Annotated in this window: 17 protein-coding genes; 12 read left to right on the top strand and 5 right to left on the bottom strand. The window is 64.7% G+C overall.

The annotated features are described in order from the left end of the window. Window positions 1-24 precede the first annotated feature (24 nt). Window positions 25-735, top strand: a complete 711-nt coding sequence (gene ompR / locus AB5I84_RS02005; RefSeq protein WP_369454155.1) for an osmolarity response regulator transcription factor OmpR — start codon at window positions 25-27, stop codon at window positions 733-735. Here the strand turns inward: ompR and soxR are convergent. Beyond that, the gene (gene soxR, locus AB5I84_RS02010) at window positions 714-1,205 is read right to left on the bottom strand and encodes a redox-sensitive transcriptional activator SoxR (RefSeq protein ID WP_369454156.1); all 492 of its coding nucleotides are present in this window, start codon (window positions 1,203-1,205) and stop codon (window positions 714-716) included. The genes ompR and soxR overlap by 22 nt on opposite strands. Before the next feature lie 117 nt (window positions 1,206-1,322). On the opposite strand from soxR, the gene AB5I84_RS02015 reads away from it, so the two are divergent. Genes AB5I84_RS02015 through AB5I84_RS02030 form a run of 4 tightly spaced genes read left to right on the top strand, consistent with a single transcriptional unit; the run spans window position 1,323 to window position 7,340 of the window. Continuing rightward, complete coding sequence (locus AB5I84_RS02015; protein ID WP_369454157.1) at window positions 1,323-1,760, top strand: DoxX family protein; 438 nt, start codon at window positions 1,323-1,325, stop codon at window positions 1,758-1,760. Beyond that, entirely contained in the window at window positions 1,757-2,854 is a 1,098-nt protein-coding gene (locus AB5I84_RS02020; RefSeq protein ID WP_369454158.1) for an efflux RND transporter periplasmic adaptor subunit, read from the top strand. Before AB5I84_RS02015 ends, AB5I84_RS02020 begins: the two co-directional genes overlap by 4 nt. Next, entirely contained in the window at window positions 2,851-5,949 is a 3,099-nt protein-coding gene (locus AB5I84_RS02025) for a MexW/MexI family multidrug efflux RND transporter permease subunit (protein WP_369454159.1), read from the top strand. The genes AB5I84_RS02020 and AB5I84_RS02025 overlap by 4 nt, the downstream gene beginning before the upstream one ends. Beyond that, the gene (locus AB5I84_RS02030; protein WP_369454160.1) at window positions 5,937-7,340 is read left to right on the top strand and encodes an efflux transporter outer membrane subunit; all 1,404 of its coding nucleotides are present in this window, start codon (window positions 5,937-5,939) and stop codon (window positions 7,338-7,340) included. Before AB5I84_RS02025 ends, AB5I84_RS02030 begins: the two co-directional genes overlap by 13 nt. Before the next feature lie 191 nt (window positions 7,341-7,531). Here AB5I84_RS02030 and AB5I84_RS02035 read toward each other — a convergent pair whose 3' ends face one another. Next, a complete protein-coding gene (locus tag AB5I84_RS02035) occupies window positions 7,532-8,317 on the bottom strand; it encodes an oxygen-binding di-iron domain-containing protein (protein WP_369454161.1) in 786 nt (261 codons plus the stop codon). A gap of 359 nt (window positions 8,318-8,676) precedes the next feature. Between AB5I84_RS02035 and AB5I84_RS02040 the strand changes: the two genes are divergently transcribed. From AB5I84_RS02040 to AB5I84_RS02050, 3 genes are all read left to right on the top strand, one after another. After that, window positions 8,677-9,084 (top strand): hypothetical protein, encoded by a 408-nt coding sequence (locus AB5I84_RS02040; protein WP_369454162.1) that lies wholly within the window; start codon window positions 8,677-8,679, stop codon window positions 9,082-9,084. A 604-nt stretch (window positions 9,085-9,688) separates the two neighbouring features. After that, window positions 9,689-11,005 carry an ATP-binding protein gene (locus AB5I84_RS02045; RefSeq protein ID WP_369454163.1) on the top strand — a complete coding sequence of 439 codons (1,317 nt, stop codon included), beginning with the start codon at window positions 9,689-9,691 and terminating at the stop codon, window positions 11,003-11,005. Between the two features lie 187 nt (window positions 11,006-11,192). Further along, complete coding sequence (locus AB5I84_RS02050) at window positions 11,193-11,648, top strand: bacteriohemerythrin (RefSeq protein WP_369454164.1); 456 nt, start codon at window positions 11,193-11,195, stop codon at window positions 11,646-11,648. A gap of 406 nt (window positions 11,649-12,054) precedes the next feature. Here the strand turns inward: AB5I84_RS02050 and AB5I84_RS02055 are convergent, their stop codons facing one another. After that, the gene (locus AB5I84_RS02055) at window positions 12,055-13,350 is read right to left on the bottom strand and encodes an NAD(P)/FAD-dependent oxidoreductase (RefSeq protein ID WP_369454165.1); all 1,296 of its coding nucleotides are present in this window, start codon (window positions 13,348-13,350) and stop codon (window positions 12,055-12,057) included. Window positions 13,351-13,516: 166 nt separating this feature from the next. On the opposite strand from AB5I84_RS02055, the gene hemC reads away from it, so the two are divergent. From hemC to AB5I84_RS02075, 4 genes are read left to right on the top strand one after another with little or no spacing between them, the layout of a single operon-like run. Then, a complete protein-coding gene (hemC, locus tag AB5I84_RS02060; RefSeq protein WP_369454166.1) occupies window positions 13,517-14,455 on the top strand; it encodes a hydroxymethylbilane synthase in 939 nt (312 codons plus the stop codon). Further along, entirely contained in the window at window positions 14,452-15,174 is a 723-nt protein-coding gene (locus AB5I84_RS02065; protein ID WP_369454167.1) for a uroporphyrinogen-III synthase, read from the top strand. Before hemC ends, AB5I84_RS02065 begins: the two co-directional genes overlap by 4 nt. After that, entirely contained in the window at window positions 15,144-16,247 is a 1,104-nt protein-coding gene (locus AB5I84_RS02070; protein WP_369454168.1) for a uroporphyrinogen-III C-methyltransferase, read from the top strand. The genes AB5I84_RS02065 and AB5I84_RS02070 overlap by 31 nt, the downstream gene beginning before the upstream one ends. Next, window positions 16,244-17,497: a heme biosynthesis HemY N-terminal domain-containing protein gene (locus AB5I84_RS02075; protein ID WP_369454169.1), complete on the top strand. Its 1,254-nt coding sequence runs from the start codon at window positions 16,244-16,246 to the stop codon at window positions 17,495-17,497. Before AB5I84_RS02070 ends, AB5I84_RS02075 begins: the two co-directional genes overlap by 4 nt. 69 nt (window positions 17,498-17,566) lie before the next feature. Here the strand turns inward: AB5I84_RS02075 and hemH are convergent, their stop codons facing one another. Next, window positions 17,567-18,601 carry a ferrochelatase gene (gene hemH / locus AB5I84_RS02080; protein ID WP_369454170.1) on the bottom strand — a complete coding sequence of 345 codons (1,035 nt, stop codon included), beginning with the start codon at window positions 18,599-18,601 and terminating at the stop codon, window positions 17,567-17,569. A 15-nt stretch (window positions 18,602-18,616) separates the two neighbouring features. Beyond that, complete coding sequence (locus tag AB5I84_RS02085) at window positions 18,617-19,627, bottom strand: 2Fe-2S iron-sulfur cluster-binding protein (RefSeq protein WP_369454171.1); 1,011 nt, start codon at window positions 19,625-19,627, stop codon at window positions 18,617-18,619. Window positions 19,628-19,643: the final 16 nt, after the last annotated feature.

Here is a 19,643-nt window from a genome sequence, read left to right on the forward strand (position 1 = left end):
CGGCGCTCGTATCGGGAGACATTCGTGACCGAACCACAAGAAAAGATTCTCATCGTCGATGACGACCCGCGCCTGCGGGGATTGCTACAACGTTTTCTCGAAGAACAGGGCTTCCAGGTCAAAGGCGTCGGCGATGCCGTGCAGATGGACCGGGCGCTGGGCCGTGAGCTGTACTCGCTGATGGTGCTGGACCTGATGTTGCCCGGCGAGGATGGCTTGTCGATTTGCCGCCGCCTGCGTGAGCAGGGCACCGCGATGCCAATTATCATGCTCACCGCCAAAGGCGACGACAACGAACGCATCGAAGGTCTGGAAGCCGGCGCTGACGATTACCTGCCAAAACCGTTCAACCCGCGTGAGCTGGATGCGCGCATCCGCGCGGTGCTGCGTCGCCAAGTGCGCGAAGTGCCGGGTGCGCCGAGCCGCGAGAACCAACTGGTGATGTTTGGCCCCTGGGAACTGGATCTAGCGCGCCGCACACTGCGCCGCGGCGACCAGGAAAACAGCCTCACCACCGGCGAATTCGCGGTGCTCAAGGCGCTGGTGCAGCATCCGCGTGAACCGCTCACCCGCGATAAGCTGATGAACCTGGCCCGCGGCCGTGAGTGGAGTGCCATGGAGCGCTCCATCGACGTGCAGGTGTCGCGCCTGCGCCGGCTGCTGGAAGAAGACCCCTCCAAACCCCGCTACGTGCAAACCGTATGGGGCGTCGGCTACGTGTTCGTGCCCGACTGACCACCGTCCGCGGGGCGCTCCAAGATGCGCGCCCCGCTGCCCTGCTGCCCCAGCACATCGCCGGGGTTACGCAGCGGACAATCCTTCATCGACAAACAACCGCAACCGATGCACTGGTCCAGTTCATCGCGCAGCCGCGTGAGCTGCACGATGCGTTGGTCGAGCTGCGCGCGCCAGCGGCTGGAAATGGTGCGCCACTGGGCGGCACTGAGCTTGGTGCCGGGCGGGAACTGGCTGAGCATCGCGCCGATGTCTTCCAACGCAATGCCGGTGCGCTGCGCGGCCTTGATGATGGCGATGTAACGCAGCACCAGCGCCGGATAGCGGCGTTGGTTGCCGCTCGATCGGTAGCTTTGTATCAACCCCTTACGCTCATAGAAGTGCAGCGTGGACACCGGTACTCCGCTGCGCTTAGCCACTTCTCCTACCGTCATCGCTCTAGAAAAATCAATATCTTGAGAGTCCGCCATACCTATTGACCTCAACTTAAGTTGAGGTTTTATAGTCGCTCGCTCTGCGGCTGGCAAGCCGCGCCGAACCCCGCTGCCGCCCGGCAGCGGGGTAATCCTTGAGCGAGGAACAGAAGCATGCAGCGGTGGGTGGAGCGGGTGGTGGAGCACCCGGTGACGTGGTGGCTGGCGTGTGCCGCCATGGCGTTGATGTTCGTGGTGTCCGGTTTGGCCAAGGTGCTGGTGTGGGATATCAGCGTGGCGGAAGTGGCCGCCGCCGGTTTGCAGCCGGCAGCGCTTTACACGCTGGCCAGCGCGGTGGTGCTGCTGGTCGGCTCGGCGCTGCTGTTCACGGTGCGCTGGGTATGGCTCGGCGCTGGCGCGCTGGCGGTATTCCTAGTGCTAACGATTCTGCTAGTGCACCGGTTTTGGGCGCTGGAAGGTGCCGCCGCCCAGACCGCGTTGCTGATGACGCTGGAACACCTGTCGGTGATCGGCGGTTTGATGGCATTGGCGGTGGCCGGCCAACTGCGCCAGCGCGGCAGCGTGCGCCGTGACGCGGAGGTGCAACGATGAACCGCGTAGTGGTGAGCGCGGGTTTGCTGGCGCTGGCGGGTGCGGCGTTAGCGGTCTGGTGGTGGCAGCAGCCGGCCGCTAGCGACGGCGGTTGGAACCCGGCCCCGGTGACAGTGGCGGTGGCCACGGTGACAGAGCGGCCATTGGTGGTACCGGTGACCAGCGTCGGAGTGTTGGAGGCGCGTCAGCAGGTGGCGGTCAGCGCCGACAGCGCCGGCCGCATCACTCGGCTGGCCTTCGAACCGGGCCAGTCGGTGCGCGCCGGGCAGTTGCTGGTGGAATTGCTGGACGCGCGCGAACGTGCCGAGCTGCAGCAGTGGCAGGCACGTCTCAAGCAGGCGGCTCAGCGCCGTGATCGCACGCGCACCTTGCTGGCGCAGAACGTCGCGTCGCGTGAGCAGATGGAGCAGGCCGACATGGAGCACGACACCGCTCTGGCCGGCGTGGCGGAAGCGCAAGCGCGCCGCGCCGAGAAACAGTTGCGGGCGCCCTTCAGTGGTCGCACCGGCCTGCGTCGCGTACATCTGGGCCAGTACCTGCAGCCCGGCGAGGCGGTGACTAGCTTGGTAGCAGAGGGGCCGCTGAAAGTGGTGTTCAGCGTCGACGAGCAGGACGGCATCGGTCTGCGCGTCGGGCAGCCGGTGACGGTGCGGGTGGATGCGCTGGCCGGCCAGCCGTTCGAGGCCCGCATCAGCGCCTTGGAGCCCTGGGTCAGCAGCGCCCGCACGCTGCGAGCAGAAGCGCTGCTGGAAACAGAGTCGGCGGCATTGGTGCCGGGGCTGTCGGCCACGGTGTCGGTGTGGCCGCAGCAGTCGGCGCCGGTGGCAGTGGTGCCGGAAAGTGCCATCACCTACAGCGCTTACGGCGAAACCCTGTTCGTGGTTGAAGACGATGCCGGCACGCCACGGGTGCGGCGGGTGGCCGTCACCGTGGGCGCGCGCCGCGAGGGTTGGGCAGTGCTGGAGCGCGGCGCCGAACCCGGCAGCGTGGTGGTCACCTCGGGTCAGCTGAACCTGTCGGACGGGGTGGCGGTGGCGCCGCGTGAGCATGACAGCCTCAACGCCGATCAATCGGCGCTGGGAGCACAGCCATGACCTTCACCGATCTGTATGTGCGGCGGCCAGTGCTGGCGCTGGTGGTCAGTTGCTTGATTCTGTTGGTGGGGCTGTTCGCGCTCAACCAATTGCCGGTGCGCCAGTACCCGGAGCTGGAGAACGCCACCATCACCGTCACCACCGAATACCCTGGCGCGCCAGCGGAGACGGTGCAGGGTTTCATTACTCAGCCGATTGCCCAAGCGCTGTCGACAGTGGAGGGCAGCGATTATCTGTCGTCCACCTCGGTGCAGGGGCGCAGCACCATCACCCTGCGCCTACAACTGAATGCCGACTCCACCCAGGCGTTGACCGAGGCGATGGCCAAGGTCAATCAGGTGCGTTACCGGCTGCCGGAGCAGGCCTACGATCCGGTGATCGAGCGCTCCGCCGGTGATTCCACCGCGGTGGCTTATGTCGGTTTCACTGCTGGTGACATTGGACTGCCGGCACTCACCGACTACTTGTCGCGGGAAGTGGAGCCGCAGCTGTCAGCCATCACCGGGGTAGCGCGGGCGCAAAGCTTTGGCGGCCAGACGCTGTCGCTGCGCATTGATCTGGATCGTGATCGTATGGCGGCCCGTGATATTTCCGCCGCCGAACTGGCGCAGGCGTTGCGCGACAACAACGTGCAGGCGGCGCCCGGCACCATCAAGGGTGCCTTTGTGCTGGCCGATGTGCGCGTTAACACCGATCTGCAAGACCTGGATGCCTTCCGTGACCTGGTGCTGCGCCGCGAGGGTGACAGTCTGGTGCGATTGCGCGATGTGGCCAGTGTCACGCTAGGCGCCGCCCGCACCGAAACCAGTGGCCTGATGAACGGCGAGCCGGCAATCCACGTCGGCCTATTCCCGACTCCCACCGGCAACCCGCTGGAGATTGTCGCCGGTGTGCGTGCGCTGTTGCCGGGCATCGAAAAGACGTTGCCGCCGGGGGTGAAAGTCGATCTGGGCTATGAAACCGCGCGCTTCATCGACGCTTCTATTGACGAGGTGCTGCGCACACTGATCGAAGCCATGCTGATCGTGGTGGTGGTGATCTACTTATGCCTGGGCTCGCTGCGCAGTGTGCTGATTCCGGTGGCCACTATCCCGCTGTCGATGCTTGGTGCAGCGGGGTTGATGCTGGCGTTTGGATTCAGCATTAACCTGCTGACGTTGCTGGCCATGGTGTTGGCAATCGGGCTGGTGGTAGACGATGCCATCGTGGTGGTAGAGAACGTGCACCGCCATATTGAGGCCGGGCGCTCGCCGGTGGTGGCGGCGCTGATCGGCGCCCGGGAAGTGGCCGGCCCGGTGATCGCGATGACGTTGACGCTGGCGGCGGTGTACGCCCCGATCGGTTTCATGGGCGGGCTCACTGGTGCCTTGTTCAAGGAATTTGCACTGACGCTGGCCGGTGCGGTGGTGGTGTCGGGCGTGGTGGCGCTGACGCTGTCGCCGATGATGAGTTCCTATCTGCTCGGGGGGCAGCAGCACGAGGGACGCGTGGCGCGCGCCGCCGAGCGGGTGTTCGGCGTGCTGGCAGAGGGTTATGGCCGGCTGCTGGACGCCTCGCTGGCACGGCGCTGGATCACCGGCTCGCTGGCCGTGCTGGTGTGCGTATCGCTGCCGTGGCTGTACAGCCTGCCGCAGCGAGAGTTGGCACCGAGCGAAGATCAGGCGGCGGTGCTGACCGCCATTAAGGCGCCGCAGCATGTAAATCTCGCCTACGCCGAACACTTCAACCGACGGCTCGACCAGCTTTATTGGCAGTTTCCGGAAACCGAAAGCACTTGGATCATCAACGGCACCGACGGTCCCAGCAGCAGTTTCGGAGGCATCAATCTAAGCAGCTGGCAGCAGCGTACACGCAGTGCCGCCGAGGTGCAGGGTGCGCTGCAGGCCGCGGTGGCAGACATCGAAGGCAGCAGCATCTTTGCCTTCCAAGTGGCGCCGCTGCCCGGTGGCACCGGCGGTTTGCCGGTGCAGATGGTGCTGCGTAGCGCCGCCGGCCACCAAGTGCTGTACGACGCCATGGCGCAGCTCAAGCAGCGCGCCTGGCAGAGCGGCTTGTTTGTAGTGGTAGACAGCGACCTTGATTACACCAACCCGGTGGCGGCGGTGACGGTGGATCGTGCCAAGGCCAACGCGCTTGGCGTGCGCATGGCCGACATCGGTGATGCGCTGTCAGTGATGATCGGCGAGCAGTACGTTAACCGCTTCAGTCTGCAGGGCCGCGCCTATGACGTGATCCCGCAGGCGCTGGCGCAGCAACGACTGACGCCAGCGGATCTGGGGCAGCAGCGGGTGCGCGCCCATGACGGCAGCCTGATCCCGCTGTCGACGCTGGTGCGTATTAGCACCGAGGTGGCGCCCAATGCGCTGACCCAGTTCAACCAGCAAAACGCGGCCACCTTCCAAGCGATTCCGGCGCCCGGTGTGTCGCTGGGCGATGCGGTGGCGTTCCTGGAGCAGCAGGCCGACCAGCTGCCGGCCGGTTTCAGCCATGACTGGCAATCGGAAGCGCGCCAGTACAAGCAGGAAAGCGGCGCCTTGGTGTGGGCGTTCCTCGGTGCCCTGGTGGTCATTTATTTAGTGCTGGCGGCGCAGTACGAAAGCCTGCGCGACCCGCTCACCATCTTGGTCACGGTGCCGCTGTCAATCTGCGGTGCGCTGGTGCCGCTGGCGCTGGGCTGGGCGTCGCTCAACATCTACACCCAGATCGGGTTGGTGACGCTGATCGGTCTAATCAGCAAGCACGGCATCCTGATGGTGGAGTTTGCCAACAGCTTGCAAGCCAGCGACGGGCTCAGCAAAGCAGTGGCGATTCGGCGCGCGGCGCAGATCCGGCTGCGGCCAGTGCTGATGACCACCGGCGCCATGGTGTTCGGCCTGATCCCGTTGTTGTTTGCCTCCGGCGCCGGCGCCAACAGCCGCTACGGGCTGGGGTTGGTAATCGTCGCCGGCATGCTAGTCGGCACCTTATTCACGCTGTTCATCCTACCCACCGTTTACACCTTGCTGGCACGCGACCACCGCACTCTTCAGGCCGGCGCGCGCCAGCAGGCATTACAGCAATTCGACCGCGGGGAGGACGCCTCATGCGCAGTATGAAAACCATGTGGAAACCGCTGGCGCTGGGCGTGTCAGCGTGGTGGCTGGGCGGTTGCATGGTCGGCCCGGATTATCAGTTGCCGGACAGCGCGCCGATCACTTTGGCCAGTGCCCACGCTGAACAATTCACCGGTGTGGCGGTGCCGCAGCCGTGGTGGCAGCTATTGCAGGACCCGGCGCTCAGCGCGCGGGTGGAGCAGGCACTGGCCGGCAATCTCAGCGTGCAGCAAGTGCAGGCGACGCTGGTGGCGGCGGAAGCGGTGGTGGACGAGCGCCGCCGCGACCGTTATCCGGCGGTGACCGCTGGCGCCGAATACCAGCGCGGTCGCAGCCAGCAGGTCAGCGGTGGCCCGCGTCAGCGCTATGGCCACCAACAAGCAGGCCTGCACATGGCGTGGGAATTGGACCTGTTTGGCCGGCTAGCTCGCGGTCGTAATGCCGCCGCCGCCCACCGCGATGCCGTGGCAGCGGAGTTGGATCAAGCGCGTTTGAGCTTGGCTGCCGAGGTGGCGCGCAGTTATTACCAAGCCCGCGGCCTGCGTCAGCAGCTGCGAGTGCTGGCGCAGGAGCAACGCAGCTGGCAGCAGGCGTTGGCCTGGCGCGAGCAACAAGCGGTGCTCGGCGCCGGGTCGCCAGAGCAGCAGGCCCAGATAGCAGTCGAATTGGCCGCGGTTGAGGCGCAGCGGCCGCCGCTGATAGCCGCTTTACAACAGGCAGAAAACCGCTTGGCGGTGCTGACAGGGGTGCCGCCGGGGCAGGCGGGACCGGTGGCTGAGACCGCACCGGCCGCGCCGGGGGCGTTGCAATTGCCACTCGGCGATGTGGATCAGCTGCTGCGCAACCGGCCCGATGTGCGTCGCGCCGAACGCCAGCTGGCATCGCGCACCGAGCAGGTTGGTGCCGCCACTGCCGAGCTGTATCCGCGTTTGGACCTGAGCGGCATGATCGGCGTGTTCGCCCTGCGCGGCAGTGATCTTGGCCGCAGTACCCGTGCTCACGCGCTGACGCCGACGTTGTCGTGGCCGGCGCTGGACTGGGGCAGCGTCAAAGCACGGGTGCGCGTGGCAGAGGCACAGGCTGACCAGGCCGAGCGGGCTTACCAGCAGCAGTTGCTGATTGCCCAAGAAGAGTTGGAGGCGGCACTGAATGGACTGGCCGCCGCCCAACAGCAACTGGATGCCACCCTGCGTGCCGCCCATCACAGCGGCGATGTGCAGCGTATGGTGCAGGCGCGTTATCAGGCCGGCAGCGCACTGTGGTTGGAAGTACTCGACAGCGAGCGGGCATTGCACCGGTTGCAGCGGCAGGCGGTGGCGGCGGATACCGCTTCGTGGTTGCAGGTGGTGGCGCTATACCAAGCGCTGGCCTGGGGCTTGCCGCCAGCGGGGTAGATGTGACCGGGTGACTGCGCGGGAGCGAGCGGCCGATGGGGATCATCGCCGCTCGAAGAGGACGTTAACCGCCTCATCAGGGCGCCGGTCCCCCGGCGTTGATTTCTATCGCACCGCAGACCGGCGCCGAGTGTGGGTTGCGGTCGCCCGCATTGTTTGATGCCGACCGCCGTTGCTGCGGCCCGACGCCATCAGACCGGCGGTTGGTAATGCTGCTGAGTGAGCAGGTCGATGCCGCAGGGCAGCGCGCCGATCCAGTCGAGGAACGCATTGATGCTGTCCGGGTCGGCAAACGGCCGGCCGTGCTGCGGCACAATCATCGCCACGTCCATGCGCCGCACCATGTTGGCCCACAGGCGGGTAACGGTACGGCTGGCCATGTAGCGGCGATGGAAACCTTCCATGTGCGGGATGTGGGCGGCGAAATCGGTCACCGGCTGGGCGTCGTCCACCAGTGACGCGCCCATGTCCCCGGAAAACAGGATCTTGCTGACCGGGTCATAGAGTTGGAAGTTGCCCACCGAGTGCAAAAAGTGCGCTGGGATTGCCTGCAGCTTGCATTGTCCCAGCGGAATCTGGGCGCCGGCGTCCGGCAACGCCGTGATGCGCTCGAAGGTATTGATGTCGCGCATGGTGGCCAGGTAGTTGGCGGTCAGGTGCGGCAGGAAGCGCGCCCACAGCTTGGAACAAATCACCTGGGCGCGAGTGTGCAGCAGCCACTTGTCCAGCGACGCGATAATGTCCGGGTCCTGGTGGGAGGCAAACACATAGTTCAATTCCTCCAGCTTGATGTAGCGTGCCAGCGTCAGTGCCAGCGGCGTGTAGGTTAGGTTGCCGCCGGGATCGAGCAGCAGCGTGTCGCCGTGGTCGATGATTAGAAACTGGTTCGACTGCACCCCCTCGCCGGTGACTAGGTTGTCGAAGCACAGGCAACGGTGCTCGCCGTTATCGAACAAAACAATGGGGTCGCGCCGCATGCCGCATCCTCGTGGCTGGCTGGAAAACGGGAGGTTGGATTCTGGTGACATTGCGCCGCACAGCGGTGACCTGGATCAACAACCGGATCGTCGCGGCAAAAACACGGATGACCGGTGGTTTTCGGCCCGCCAAGGGCACTTCCGACACCACCACCGGGTTGCTTGACCGTCAGCGTCCGTTGTCGAGTGATGTCCTGTGGGTTGAGCCCCAATAGCGGGCCTTTTGCTGTTATTTCGATGCAGCTTTTACTTTCTTTATAGCCTCTTGCAGCGCAAGCGTTAGGTATATGGACACCATTGATGCTTTTTTTCTATGGGCCAATACGGAACTGTTCTAGGCGAGAAAGGAGATGTGGGATATGAAGTTTTTATTTCTGGTTGGTGTGTGTTTTTTTTGCATATCCGGCGCCGCTTGGGCTGATTCAGGCATTCGGTCTACGGATACGTATGGGGGGAGCTATCCTGATTTGACACCCAACACCATCAATCCCGTAGTAATAGGGGAGAGCATTCATGCTGAAGGAGGCGTTCAAATTGTTGAGCGTCAGTACCAGTTGAGTGATGGTGGTAGCTACCTTTATGTGAAAAGAAAGTATGAACTTCTTGATGGGGGAGAGCTGAAGTTAATCTGGAGATCCGAGGCATCGATGGCTTTGGATAAAGCCCTGTGTGAGAAAGAAGGGCTCCTTGCACCCCAGATGGATGCGGTAACTATTGTGTCTGCCGATGCACAGTGCCCGGTGATATGCGCAGCAAGTACCGAGTGACGCAGGGGCGGTAGCGCCTCCTAACTCCTTGTTGGAGATCAACGTCTCCTTTTTCGCGATGGTGCCAGCTTGGTGGCCGCAGGCCGTCCCGCCTAGGCCAAAGTGTAGAAAACCTATTCCACGGTCGCTGATGCGACCTCTGCGGCCATCATCTGACGAGGTGGCTCCACATCAATTTCTCGTTGGGTTTGCGGCTATTGGTGGATTGATTGGACCGTCAGTGCAAGTTTTTAGTAGCCGGTTAGTCGCCCGCTGTGCTGTCGTGCAGTGTCGACGCATTAACTCCAAGTCATATTACCTTGCGCCAGTTGAACTCGGGCGCCAGCGGCGTGTTGCGTGGGGGTGCTGGTGGGATCCACCAGTAGCGTGTCGCCGGAGTAGACGCTCAGCAACCGGTTCGAGTGAACACCGTCGCCGGTGAGCCGGTTGTCGAAGCACAGGCAACGGTGCTTGCCCCTATCGAATAGAGCAAGGGTGTTGCAGCGCACACCGCATTCTCGTGTCTGGCTGGAAAACGGGAGCTTGGCGTTTGTTCAGATGGCGCGCGTCGCCGCCGACCATCGGTTAGCATGGCGGCCAGCGTCCGTTGTCGAGTGAGCTGCCTGTGCGTCTGGTTCCACGAACATCTTTTGCCCGTTCCGCCTGGGTGGTGGCCTTGGTGATCCTGCTCACCCAGGTGCTGACGCTGTGGTTTTTTGCCCGCAACGCTTACTTGCCCGGCATCCGTGAATATTCCCGTCTGGCGGTGTTGCAAGCCGAGCTGACGCTGTACCCCGACAGCCGCGACACCGAGGCGTCGACCCGGCTCGGCGAGGTGTCGGGCATCATGGCGGCGACACCGCCGGATGCTGACGACGGCGAGATTCCGCTGATCTCGCGCCCGGTGGTCAGCAGCTTCCGCGAAGAAATCGAAGAGTTGCTCGGCGAGCCGGTGCAGGTGCGTTTCGAGGATTCGCGGCGACCGGTGATTTGGATCAACGCCGCCTCGTTTGACGGCCACTGGCTGCGGGTGCCGATGACGTTTTTCCGCGACTACGATCGTTATTTGATGATCGGCTGGGGCGTCACCGTGCCGCTGTTCTCGGTGCTGGCCGGGTTGCTGATTGCGCGTGGTTTGAACCGGCCGCTGAAACGGCTGGAGCAGGTGGCGGCAGTGGTCGCGCGCGGCGATTCGGTGCCAGCGCTGAATGACCGTGACGGCCCGGAAGAAATCAACGCCGTGAGCCGCGCCTTCAACCGCATGGCGCAGGAGTTGGCGCAGGCCCAGCGCGACCGGGCGTTGTTGCTGGCCGGGGTGTCCCATGACTTGCGCACGCCGCTGACGCGGATGCGGCTGTCGGCAGAGTTCATTGACGATGAGGAGCTGTCCCACGGCATCATCGGCGACATCGAAGACATGGACGCGATCCTCGAACAGTTCATCGGCTTTATCCGCGATGGCGCTGACGAGCCGGCGGTGTACGACAACATCAATGAACTGATCGAAGACTGCGTCAGTCGCTTTGACGACCTCGAATGCCATCTGACCCTAGGCCGGGTGCCGCGGCTGATGCTCAAGCGGCTGACCATGCGCCGCTTGATCACCAACTTGCTCACCAATGCGCTCAAGTACGGCGCGCCGCCGGTGGAAATCACCACCTTCGTGCAGGGGCAGGATGTGGTGATGATGGTGCGCGACCACGGCCCCGGCATTCGGCCAGAAGACATCCCGGTGCTGCTGCAACCGTTCTCGCGCGGTGAAAAAGCTCGCACCGTCACGGGTTCTGGTTTGGGGCTGGCGATCGTGCGCCGCATTGTCGACATGCACCACGGCCACATGCGCCTGAGCAACCACCGCCAAGGCGGCCTGTGCGTGGAAATCCGTCTGCCGCTCACCGGTCGGCTGGTGCAGCCGGAGTCGCTGTCGGCGCGGGTGCGCTGACCCCGCAACAGGCGTCATTTCGTGTTCGCTGGCGGATCTGGCCGCCGGTCGGAAACCGCTCCCGTGCCCCTGCTTTAGCTGATGGAGATCAATCCTGCGCCCACGCGTCTGCCTACAGTGTGGAGCGGCGCAGGCAGTGGCTGCCCGCGCCAATGGCTGACACAGGGACGCAGTGGGAGGACGGCGAATGAACGCCACGGTCACGTTGCAGTGGTCGCAAGACTACGAAACCGGCATCGACATCATTGATCAGCAGCACCGGCAGCTGTTCGAGTATTTCGCTTTGATTGAGGACCAAATCGGCGCTGGCCAGTTGGATCAATTGCCGGTGGTGGTGCGCGGGCTGGTGGACTACGCCATTTCCCACAACACCTTTGAGGAAAGCCTGATGGAGCAGGCGGGTTACCCGATGTTGACGGCCCACCGCCGCGTCCACGAAGCGTTTCGGCTACGGGCGCTCGGGTATGTGGCGCGCTTGGATCATGGCGAGGAGCCGATGAAGCTGGCGCGCGAGGTGCGCATCGATATCGGCCTGTGGCTGATCAATCACATCAAGCGCGAGGACCGCCATTACGTGCCTTATGTGCGCAAGGTGCTGGAGCCCGGCATCGTCAGTGGTCTGCTGCGGCGCTTTTTCCGCTGATCCGGCAATAAAAGAGGGCGCCCGAGGGCGCCCTTAAGTCTGAACAGACGGACCAGGACTGTTCAGTAGTGTCGTGCTTTATCTGCCTTTCATTCAGCTTGCGATGATGCTGCCCCTGCACGGCCGGATGGCGGTTGCCACCCGGCCTGGAAGAGGCGGTGACCGCAGTGGTGACAGTGGCTGCAGCCAGGGACCAGTTGGCAGAGCCGGTTGCCACCGTGGCTGTGTCAGTCCTCGGACCAAGGCTGGCACAGTGCGGTCACAGTCACTGTGAGGCCGGCGGCAAGGGAAAGTTCATCAAACGGCAGAGACAGTGTCGCCGACGCTGGCTTTATGCAGCGATATCAGCAGCTTGCGAGGTGTAAGAAATTGTTGCGGGCGGCAGGGGTGCCGCCCGCGGGCAGGCTCAGTGCAGCTTCAGGCGCGGACGCACCAGACGGTTGAAGCGGCCAGCGATCAGCAGCATCACCGTGCGCGGCCAGCCGTACAGGGCGGCTTGGTGCATGCGGTACAGGCTGATGTACGCCCAGCGTGCCAAGGCGCCTTCGATGAACAGGTTGCTGCCCTTGGCGGTGGGGATCAGCGTGCCCACCGAGGAGTACTTGCTCAGCGACACCAGCGAACCGCGGTCGCGGTAGACGAACGGCGTCGGCGTGCGGCCACGTAGGACGACGCCTTCCAAGCTCTTGGCCAAATGGTGCGCCATTTGCTGCGCGGTTTGTGCGCGTGGCGGCAACGGCCGCTCGCTGCCGGGCAGGATGCAGCTGGCGCTGTCGCCGATCACATACACCTGTTCATGGCCGCGTGCCTGCAGCGTCGGCTCCACGTCGATCTGGCCGATGCGGTTGAAGCTGAAGCCTTGCAGGCTGCTGAGCACGTCCGGTGCTTTCACGCCGGCCGCCCACACCAGCAAATCGCCTTCGATGCGCTCGCCGCCTTTGACCACAAAGGCGCCGGCTTCGGCGCACTCCACCAGCGTGTCGGTGTGCACCTTCACGCCCAGCCGCTCCAGATGGGAACGGGCCGAAGACGATACTTTTTCCGGCAGCGCCGGCAGCAGCCGTGAGGTGGCCTCGATCAGGTGCACATTCAGGCGCCGGCGGTCGAGGTGCTCGTGGCCGTAGAGCTTGAGCATCGACACCGCGTGGTGCAGTTCCGCCGCCAGCTCTACGCCGGTGGCGCCGCCGCCGACGATGGCGATCGACAGCGGGCGGTTCTCGAAATCCGCCTGCATGCAGGCATTAAGGAAGCGCTCGCGGAACCGCTCGGCCTGGCGGCGGCTGTCCATGAACATGGCATGCTCGCGCACGCCGGGGGTGTTGAAGTCATTGCTCTGGCTGCCCAGCGCCAGCACCAAGTAGTCGTAATCCATGGTGCGTTCCGGCAGCACGGTCTGGCCGTTGGCACCCACCACCGCCGCCAGCGTCACGCTGCGTGCGGCGGTATCCACCGCGGTAAGCGCGCCGGGCACAAAGCGGTAATGGTTGAGACGGGCGTGGGCGCGGAAATCCACCGCATCCAAATCGGCGTCGATGGCGCCGGTGGCGACCTCGTGATAGCGCGGCTTCCAGACGTGGTTGGTATTGCTGTCGATCAGCACCACATCGGCCAATTGTTTACGGCCGAGCCGCTTGCCGAGGAAGGTGACCAAGGGCAGGCCGCCGGCGCCGCCGCCGACCACCAGAATTCTCGGTGCCGTCATGACTTTCTCCAGACCAGGGGGTGAGCGCAGTGTAGGGCGCTGACGAGGCTTGTCCATAGGTCAATGGTGGGGCGGTGCGGACGCAGGCAGGCAGTGTTTGCGGTACACTGCCGCCCTTGAAACGGCCCCGCCGGGGCAGCCCCGCGCATTCGACCGAGGACCTGTCATGACCGCATCTGTGCTTCGCATCGCCACCCGCTCCAGTCCGCTTGCTGTGTGGCAGGCCGAGTTCGTCAAATCAGAACTGCAGGCGCTGCATCCGGAGTTGGCGGTGGAGCTGGTGCGCATCAAAACCCAGGGCGACAAGATCCTCGATACGCCGCTGGCCAAGATCGGTGGCAAGGGCCTGTTCGTGAAAGAACTGGAAGAGGCGATGCTCGATGGCCGTGCCGATATCGCCGTACATTCGATGAAGGACGTGCCGATGGTGCTGCCGGACGGGCTGTGCCTGCCGGTGATCTGTGCGCGCCATGATCCGCGTGATGCATTTGTATCCAATGATTACGCACGTCTGGAAGACCTGCCGCAGGGCGCGCGCGTGGGCACCTCTAGCCTGCGCCGCTCGGCACAGCTGCAAGCCTGGCGTCCGGATCTGCAGGTGCTGAGTTTGCGCGGCAACGTGCAGACCCGGCTCGGCAAACTCGACGCCGGCGAGTTCGACGGCATCCTGCTGGCCGCCGCCGGCCTCAAGCGACTGGAGTTGACCGACCGCATTCGTCACGAGCTGTCCGCCGAGCAAAGCCTGCCGGCGGTGGGTCAGGGCGCCGTCGGCATTGAATGCCGCAGTGAGGATCCGCGGGTGCATGCGTTGCTGGTGCCGCTCAATGATGTCGACACTTGGGATTGCGTGGTGGCCGAGCGCGCCCTGAACCGCCGGCTGGAAGGTGGCTGCCAAGTGCCGATTGCCGCCTTCGCGGAGTTGGAGGGCGATACCCTGACGCTGCGCGCCTTGGTCGCCAGCGAAGACGGCAGCGAAGTGCTGCGCGCGCAGCAGCAGGCACCCCGTGGCGAGGCCGAAGCGCTTGGCATCGCGGTGGCGGAAACGCTGCTGTCACAGGGCGCCGGCCGTATCCTCGCTGCGGTTTACGGGCACGCGCCGCAATGACTCAGCATGTGCTGGTCACTCGGCCGCAAGGTCAGCAGCATGCCATCATGGCGCTGCTGCAGGCGGCCGGCTTCCACGCCAGTCACCAACCGACGCTGACGTTGTCGCCGCTGCCGCTGGCGGCAGCGGACCGCACCCGGCTGTTAGATCTCGACCAGTATCAAGGGGTGTTTTTCGTCAGCCCCAATGCGGTGCGTTTCGGAGTCGAAGCGCTGCGCGACTTCTGGCCGCAGTGGCCGGTGGATGTGCACTGGCTGGCGGTGGGTGATGCCACCGCAGCGGCTCTGCGCGCCGAAGGCCTGGATGTGATCAGTCCGCCCACCGGGTTCAACTCCGAAGCGGTGCTGGAGCTGCCGCAACTGCAACATGTGGCCGGTTGGAAAGTGCTGGTGCTGTGCGGTGACGGTGGCCGCATGTTGCTCACCGAAACATTGCGTGCCCGCGGTGCCGAGGTGGATCGCGTGGCGTTGTACCAGCGCGATTGCGCAAAAGATTTTAAATGGCCACCCGAAAAGCTGGCCGCAGCACTGGTGACCAGTGTAGAAAGCTGGCAGTGTCTGCTGAACCATTCCCCCGACCCGGAAATGCTCTATGTGGCCGGTAGCGCCCGCATCGGTGCTGCCATCGGCGCGGCGGGATTTGAACGAATTGCCGTGGCAGACAGCCCGCATGATGAGGATATGGTGGCATGTCTAATCCAGCACCTGAGCAGCCCGTAACGGCCGCTGACGATAAAGCGGCGCAGACCGCTCCCCCCGGTACCGCCCCGAAACGCCCGCCGATTCCGCCCCGCGCAACGCCGGCCAAACGCCGCGGCAGCCCGTGGAAGAAGCTCGGTTGGCTATTGTTGCTGCTGTTGATCGCCGCCGGTGCCTTCTTCTCTTGGCAGTGGTGGGAGCTGTACCAAACCCAGCGCCATGCCGGTGACGGCTGGAAGCCAGAGCTGGGCCGGGTGGAGCAGCAGCAACAGCAGCAATTGGGTGAGTTGAGCAGCCAGCAGCAGGCGCTGGAGCGCAAGCTGGCGCAGTTGTCCGCCCAGTTGCAGGAGCTCGACGCGCGGCCGACGCCACAGGTGGTGCAGAGCCAAGGCAACGCCCGCGACGAACAGCGCCGGCTGCTGAACGAAGCCATGTCGTTGGCGAATCTAGCTGAGCAGCAATTGCTGCTGAGCGGTGACAGCGCCGCGTCGCGCCGTCTCTACAATGCTGCCGATGAGTTGCTATCCGGCGCTGACGTGCCCGGGGTGACCCGACTGCGCGCTGAATTGGCCAAGGATCTCGCCGCACTGGGCGCGGCAGACCACCTCGATGCCGTCACTGTGGTGCTGCGCCTGCAAGGGCTGGAGCAGCAGGTGGAGCGTCTGGCCACTACGCGCCCGGCGACGCTGGAGCAATTGGAAGCCGCCATCGCGCCGCCGCCGGACGACGCCAGTTGGTGGCAGCGGCTGGTGCATCATCTGCCGCTGCAGGTGCGCCGTCACCAGGACAACGCACCGGTACCGATGGACGACGCCACCCGCCAACTGGTGCGGGTGATGCTGGAATCTTCGTTGCAGGAAGCGCGCCTGGCGGTACTGCGCGGTAGCGGCCCGCTTTATGCCGGGGCGCTGCAGCGCGCCGAGTCGCTGGTCAACGAATGGTTCGATGAGCAGGACCCGATGGTGGCCAACTTCAGTGATCAGTTGGAAACGCTGCAGGGACTGTCGGTGGCGCGCGCATTGCCGGAACTCGGTCACGGCCTGCGCGCCATGCGCGCAGCCCGTGACGCGCTGCGCGATGGGGACCGCTCATGAAGAAACTGCTGCTGGGCTTGGCACTGCTGGTATTGGTGGTGGTCGGCGCGGTGCTGGTATTGGGCCAGACGTTGCTGAAAGACCCCGGCTACGTGCTGATCGTGCACGGCAACACCGAAGTCACCACCTCGGTGAGTTTTTTGGTGCTGTGTGTGTTCCTGGCAGCCTTGGTATTGGTGCTGCTGACGTTGATCGCGGTGCCGCTGTGGCGGCTGCTGACGCCGGCCAGCTGGGGCCCCTGGCGCCGTCGTCGCGCCGGCCTCAAATCGATGCGCGAAGGGCTGATGCATCTCGCGGAAGGTAATTGGCGTGATGCTGAAGACCGGCTCGAGCACGCTGCCAATCACAGTGAGTGGCCGCTGCCCGCACTGCTCGGTGCCACCGTGGCGGCTCGCCAGCGGGGCGATGGCCACGCCGAACGCTACTGGTTGCGCGCTGCGGCCGAGTACCCGCGTGGCGAGCTGCCAGCGGCGCTGCTGGCGGCGCGTTTTGCGCTCAATGATGGTGTGCCGGCGCGCGCTCGCGAACACCTGCAAGCGATGCGCAGCCGCTACGGTGACAGCACCGTGTTGCTGACGATGCTGATGGAAGCCTGTACCCGTGAAGGCGACTGGGCCGCGCTGTGTGATTTGATCCCGCAGCTACGCCGGCTGCATCCAACCCCGCAACTGGACCTGCGTGAGCGCCGTGCTTGGCAATCGCGCATGCGCCAGACCGCCAACAGCCCCAGCTATGACAACAATGAAGCGCGCCGCAACGCACTCACCCGACTGTGGAAGAAAATGCCACAGCCGCTGCATCGCGAGCCGGTGTTGTGCGCGCAATACGCCGGTTACTTGGCCCAGTTCGGTGATGGCGAAGCGGCGCTCAAACGTATCGTTACGGCGCTGTCCCACCAGTGGGATGACGGTTTGCCGGCGGTGCTGGAAGCGATCAACGATATTTCGCCGGACCGGTTGCTGGCGCAGATCGAAGAGTGGCTGCAGGCCCATCCGCGTCATCCGGTGGTGCTGCTCACCGGCGGCCGTATTGCGCTGAAAGCCCAGCTGTGGGGCCAGGCGCGGCGTTACTTCGAACAAGGTGCTGCTGCCGGCAGCGTCAGTGCCCGTGCCGAGTTAGTGCGGTTGCTGGAAGCCCTGGGTGAAGGCGACGCGGTGCCGGAAAGTTACCGCCAAGCATTGCTGGTGGAAGGCCATGCGCTACCGGTGTTGCCGCTGCCACGGCGGCGGGCGTTGCCGAGCGCCGAGTAAGCGCACTGCTGATTGCAACAAGCCCCGCTTCTGCGGGGCTTGTTGGTTTTGGGGCCGGCGGTCGTGTAATCAGCTGTGACTGCGATCAGCCCAGTCGGCCAGCGGCGCCGCCAGTACCGCGGCCATCATGTTGATGTGGCGCGGTTCAGCGTTGAGTGCGCTGATGTATTCGAATCGCTCGCCACCGGCCTCGATGAAGTAACCACGGTTTTCCACCGCGATTTCCTCCAGCGTTTCCAAGCAGTCCGCCGAGAAGCCAGGGCAGAACAGCTGCACGTGTTTCACGCCCTGGCCGGGCAGCGCTTTCATGGTTTGGTCGGTGTAGGGCGTTAGCCATTTGGCTTTGCCGAAGCGGGATTGGAAGGTGGTTTGCCACGCATCCTCGGCCAGACCCAGCCGCGCTGCCAGCAACGCGGCAGTGGCGTGGCACTGCACCGGGTAGGGATCGCCGGCGGTGGCATAACGCTCCGGCACGCCGTGGAAGGAAAACACCAAGCGGTCGCCGCGACCATGGCGTGCCCAGTACTGCTCCACCTGTTCCGCCAGCGCCTCGATATAGGCCGGGTGGCGATGGTACTCGCCGACCACATGCAGGCTCGGCACCCAGCGGCGCCGGCGGAAATGCGCGCCGAGGGCGTCCACCACCGAGCCGGTGGTGGAACCGGAATACTGCGGGTAAAGCGGCAGCACGATCAGCTTGTCCACGCCGGCGGCTTGCAGGCGGTCCAGCTCCTGCGGCAGCGACGGTGAGCCGTAGCGCATGGCAAACGCCACCTCCAGCTGCGGGTACTGTGCTTGCAGTGCCTCACGCAACCGATCGCACTGGTCCTGGGTATGGAACAGCAGCGGCGAGCCGCGCTCGGTCCAGACGGTGCGATAAGCGGCAGCGGAGCGCTTTGGCCGCAGTCGCAGCACCAGCAGGTTGAGGATCAGCCACCACGGCAGGCGCGGGATCTCCACTACTCGCGGGTCCCACAGGAACTCCTTCAGGTAGCGGCGCAGGGCCGCCGGAGTGGGGGCATCAGGGGTGCCCAGGTTGACCAGCAGCACCGCCGTGCGGGGCTGGTCGAACACGGCATTGGCATGGGGACTCTGGTAGCGCATCACGACTCCCACCCCTCAATCGCGGGGCGCGTAATCAAACACATCGGAATGGATATCGGCACGGGGCACACCGGCGGCCGCCAGCGCATCATGCACGGCCCAGGCCATCGGCGGCGAGCCGGCCACATGGAATTCGCCCCAGGCGTGGTGCGGCAGGTCCGCCAGCACCGGCTCCTGCACCAGTCCGTGCACGTAGCCCGCCTGCGGCAGGTCGGACAGCGCCAGTACCAGCGCAATGCCGTGCTCGGCTGCCCAGTGGCGCGCCAGCGACTCCAGGTACAGGTCCGGCTGTTGGCGGGCGCCCCAGTACAGACGAATCGGCGGCGGTGAGGGCAGTGTCAGCAGCTGCTCGATCATGGCCTTCACCGGCGCAAAGCCAGTGGAGCCGCAGATGAACCACTGCGGCCGCGTCGACGGGTGTTCGCCCAAGTGGCGGGTGCCCTGCGGCAACGTCACCTGCACCGTGGCGTGCTCGGCCAGTGCGGCCATCAGGTGGTCGGTGGAGGCTTGGCCAGCGGGGTGGCGCACGTGCAGCTCCAGCATCCGCGCCGGTGCCGGATTGGCGATCGAGAACGCGGACAGGCTGCCGCCCGGCACCTGCAACAACAGGTACTGGCCGGCATACCAGCGTACTTTGCGGCCGGCGGGCAGCCGCAGCAGTACCCGGCTGACATCCGGGCTGAGGGGGTCGATGGCGTGGACTTGGCAAGCTACTTCAAACACCGGCAACTGGCCCGGCGCGGTGACATCCGGCACGTCAATCTCGCAATCACTCAAGGCATAAGCGACGCAGTATAGCACCTGACAAGGTGATTCCGGGGTGGCGCAGAGGTGTTGTTCGGCACTGGCCAAATTGCCGATCCGCTGGCGCACCTTACCGTGCAGCAGGGTGCCCTGGCAGCGCAGGCAATTGCCGTTGCGGCAGGCGTGGGGGAAACCGAAACCGGCGCGGCGACCGGCCTCCAACAGCGTGTCTTCGGGGCCGGCGTCGAACCCTTCGGACAGATGGCGGACGGTGATGCGCATCGTTGAAGGGGCGGCC

The sequence above is a fragment of the Alcanivorax sp. REN37 genome, from assembly GCF_041102775.1.
In the GTDB taxonomy this organism is placed as follows: Bacteria; Pseudomonadota; Gammaproteobacteria; order Pseudomonadales; family Alcanivoracaceae; genus Isoalcanivorax; species Isoalcanivorax beigongshangi.

Excerpts from the sequence above, each read along its gene's own strand:
- AB5I84_RS02050 (WP_369454164.1), top strand. The coding sequence starts at position 11,193 with ATGAACGCCACGGTCACGTTGCAGTGGTCGCAAGACTACGAAACCGGC.
- AB5I84_RS02055 (WP_369454165.1), bottom strand. The coding sequence starts at position 13,350 with ATGACGGCACCGAGAATTCTGGTGGTCGGCGGCGGCGCCGGCGGCCTG.
- AB5I84_RS02070 (WP_369454168.1), top strand. The coding sequence starts at position 15,144 with ATGTCTAATCCAGCACCTGAGCAGCCCGTAACGGCCGCTGACGATAAA.
- AB5I84_RS02035 (WP_369454161.1), bottom strand. The coding sequence starts at position 8,317 with ATGCGGCGCGACCCCATTGTTTTGTTCGATAACGGCGAGCACCGTTGC.
- AB5I84_RS02025 (WP_369454159.1), top strand. The coding sequence starts at position 2,851 with ATGACCTTCACCGATCTGTATGTGCGGCGGCCAGTGCTGGCGCTGGTG.
- AB5I84_RS02030 (WP_369454160.1), top strand. The coding sequence starts at position 5,937 with ATGCGCAGTATGAAAACCATGTGGAAACCGCTGGCGCTGGGCGTGTCA.
- soxR (WP_369454156.1), bottom strand. The coding sequence starts at position 1,205 with ATGGCGGACTCTCAAGATATTGATTTTTCTAGAGCGATGACGGTAGGA.
- hemH (WP_369454170.1), bottom strand. The coding sequence starts at position 18,601 with ATGCGCTACCAGAGTCCCCATGCCAATGCCGTGTTCGACCAGCCCCGC.
- AB5I84_RS02015 (WP_369454157.1), top strand. The coding sequence starts at position 1,323 with ATGCAGCGGTGGGTGGAGCGGGTGGTGGAGCACCCGGTGACGTGGTGG.
- hemC (WP_369454166.1), top strand. The coding sequence starts at position 13,517 with ATGACCGCATCTGTGCTTCGCATCGCCACCCGCTCCAGTCCGCTTGCT.
- AB5I84_RS02065 (WP_369454167.1), top strand. The coding sequence starts at position 14,452 with ATGACTCAGCATGTGCTGGTCACTCGGCCGCAAGGTCAGCAGCATGCC.
- AB5I84_RS02075 (WP_369454169.1), top strand. The coding sequence starts at position 16,244 with ATGAAGAAACTGCTGCTGGGCTTGGCACTGCTGGTATTGGTGGTGGTC.
- AB5I84_RS02085 (WP_369454171.1), bottom strand. The coding sequence starts at position 19,627 with ATGCGCATCACCGTCCGCCATCTGTCCGAAGGGTTCGACGCCGGCCCC.
- AB5I84_RS02040 (WP_369454162.1), top strand. The coding sequence starts at position 8,677 with ATGAAGTTTTTATTTCTGGTTGGTGTGTGTTTTTTTTGCATATCCGGC.
- AB5I84_RS02020 (WP_369454158.1), top strand. The coding sequence starts at position 1,757 with ATGAACCGCGTAGTGGTGAGCGCGGGTTTGCTGGCGCTGGCGGGTGCG.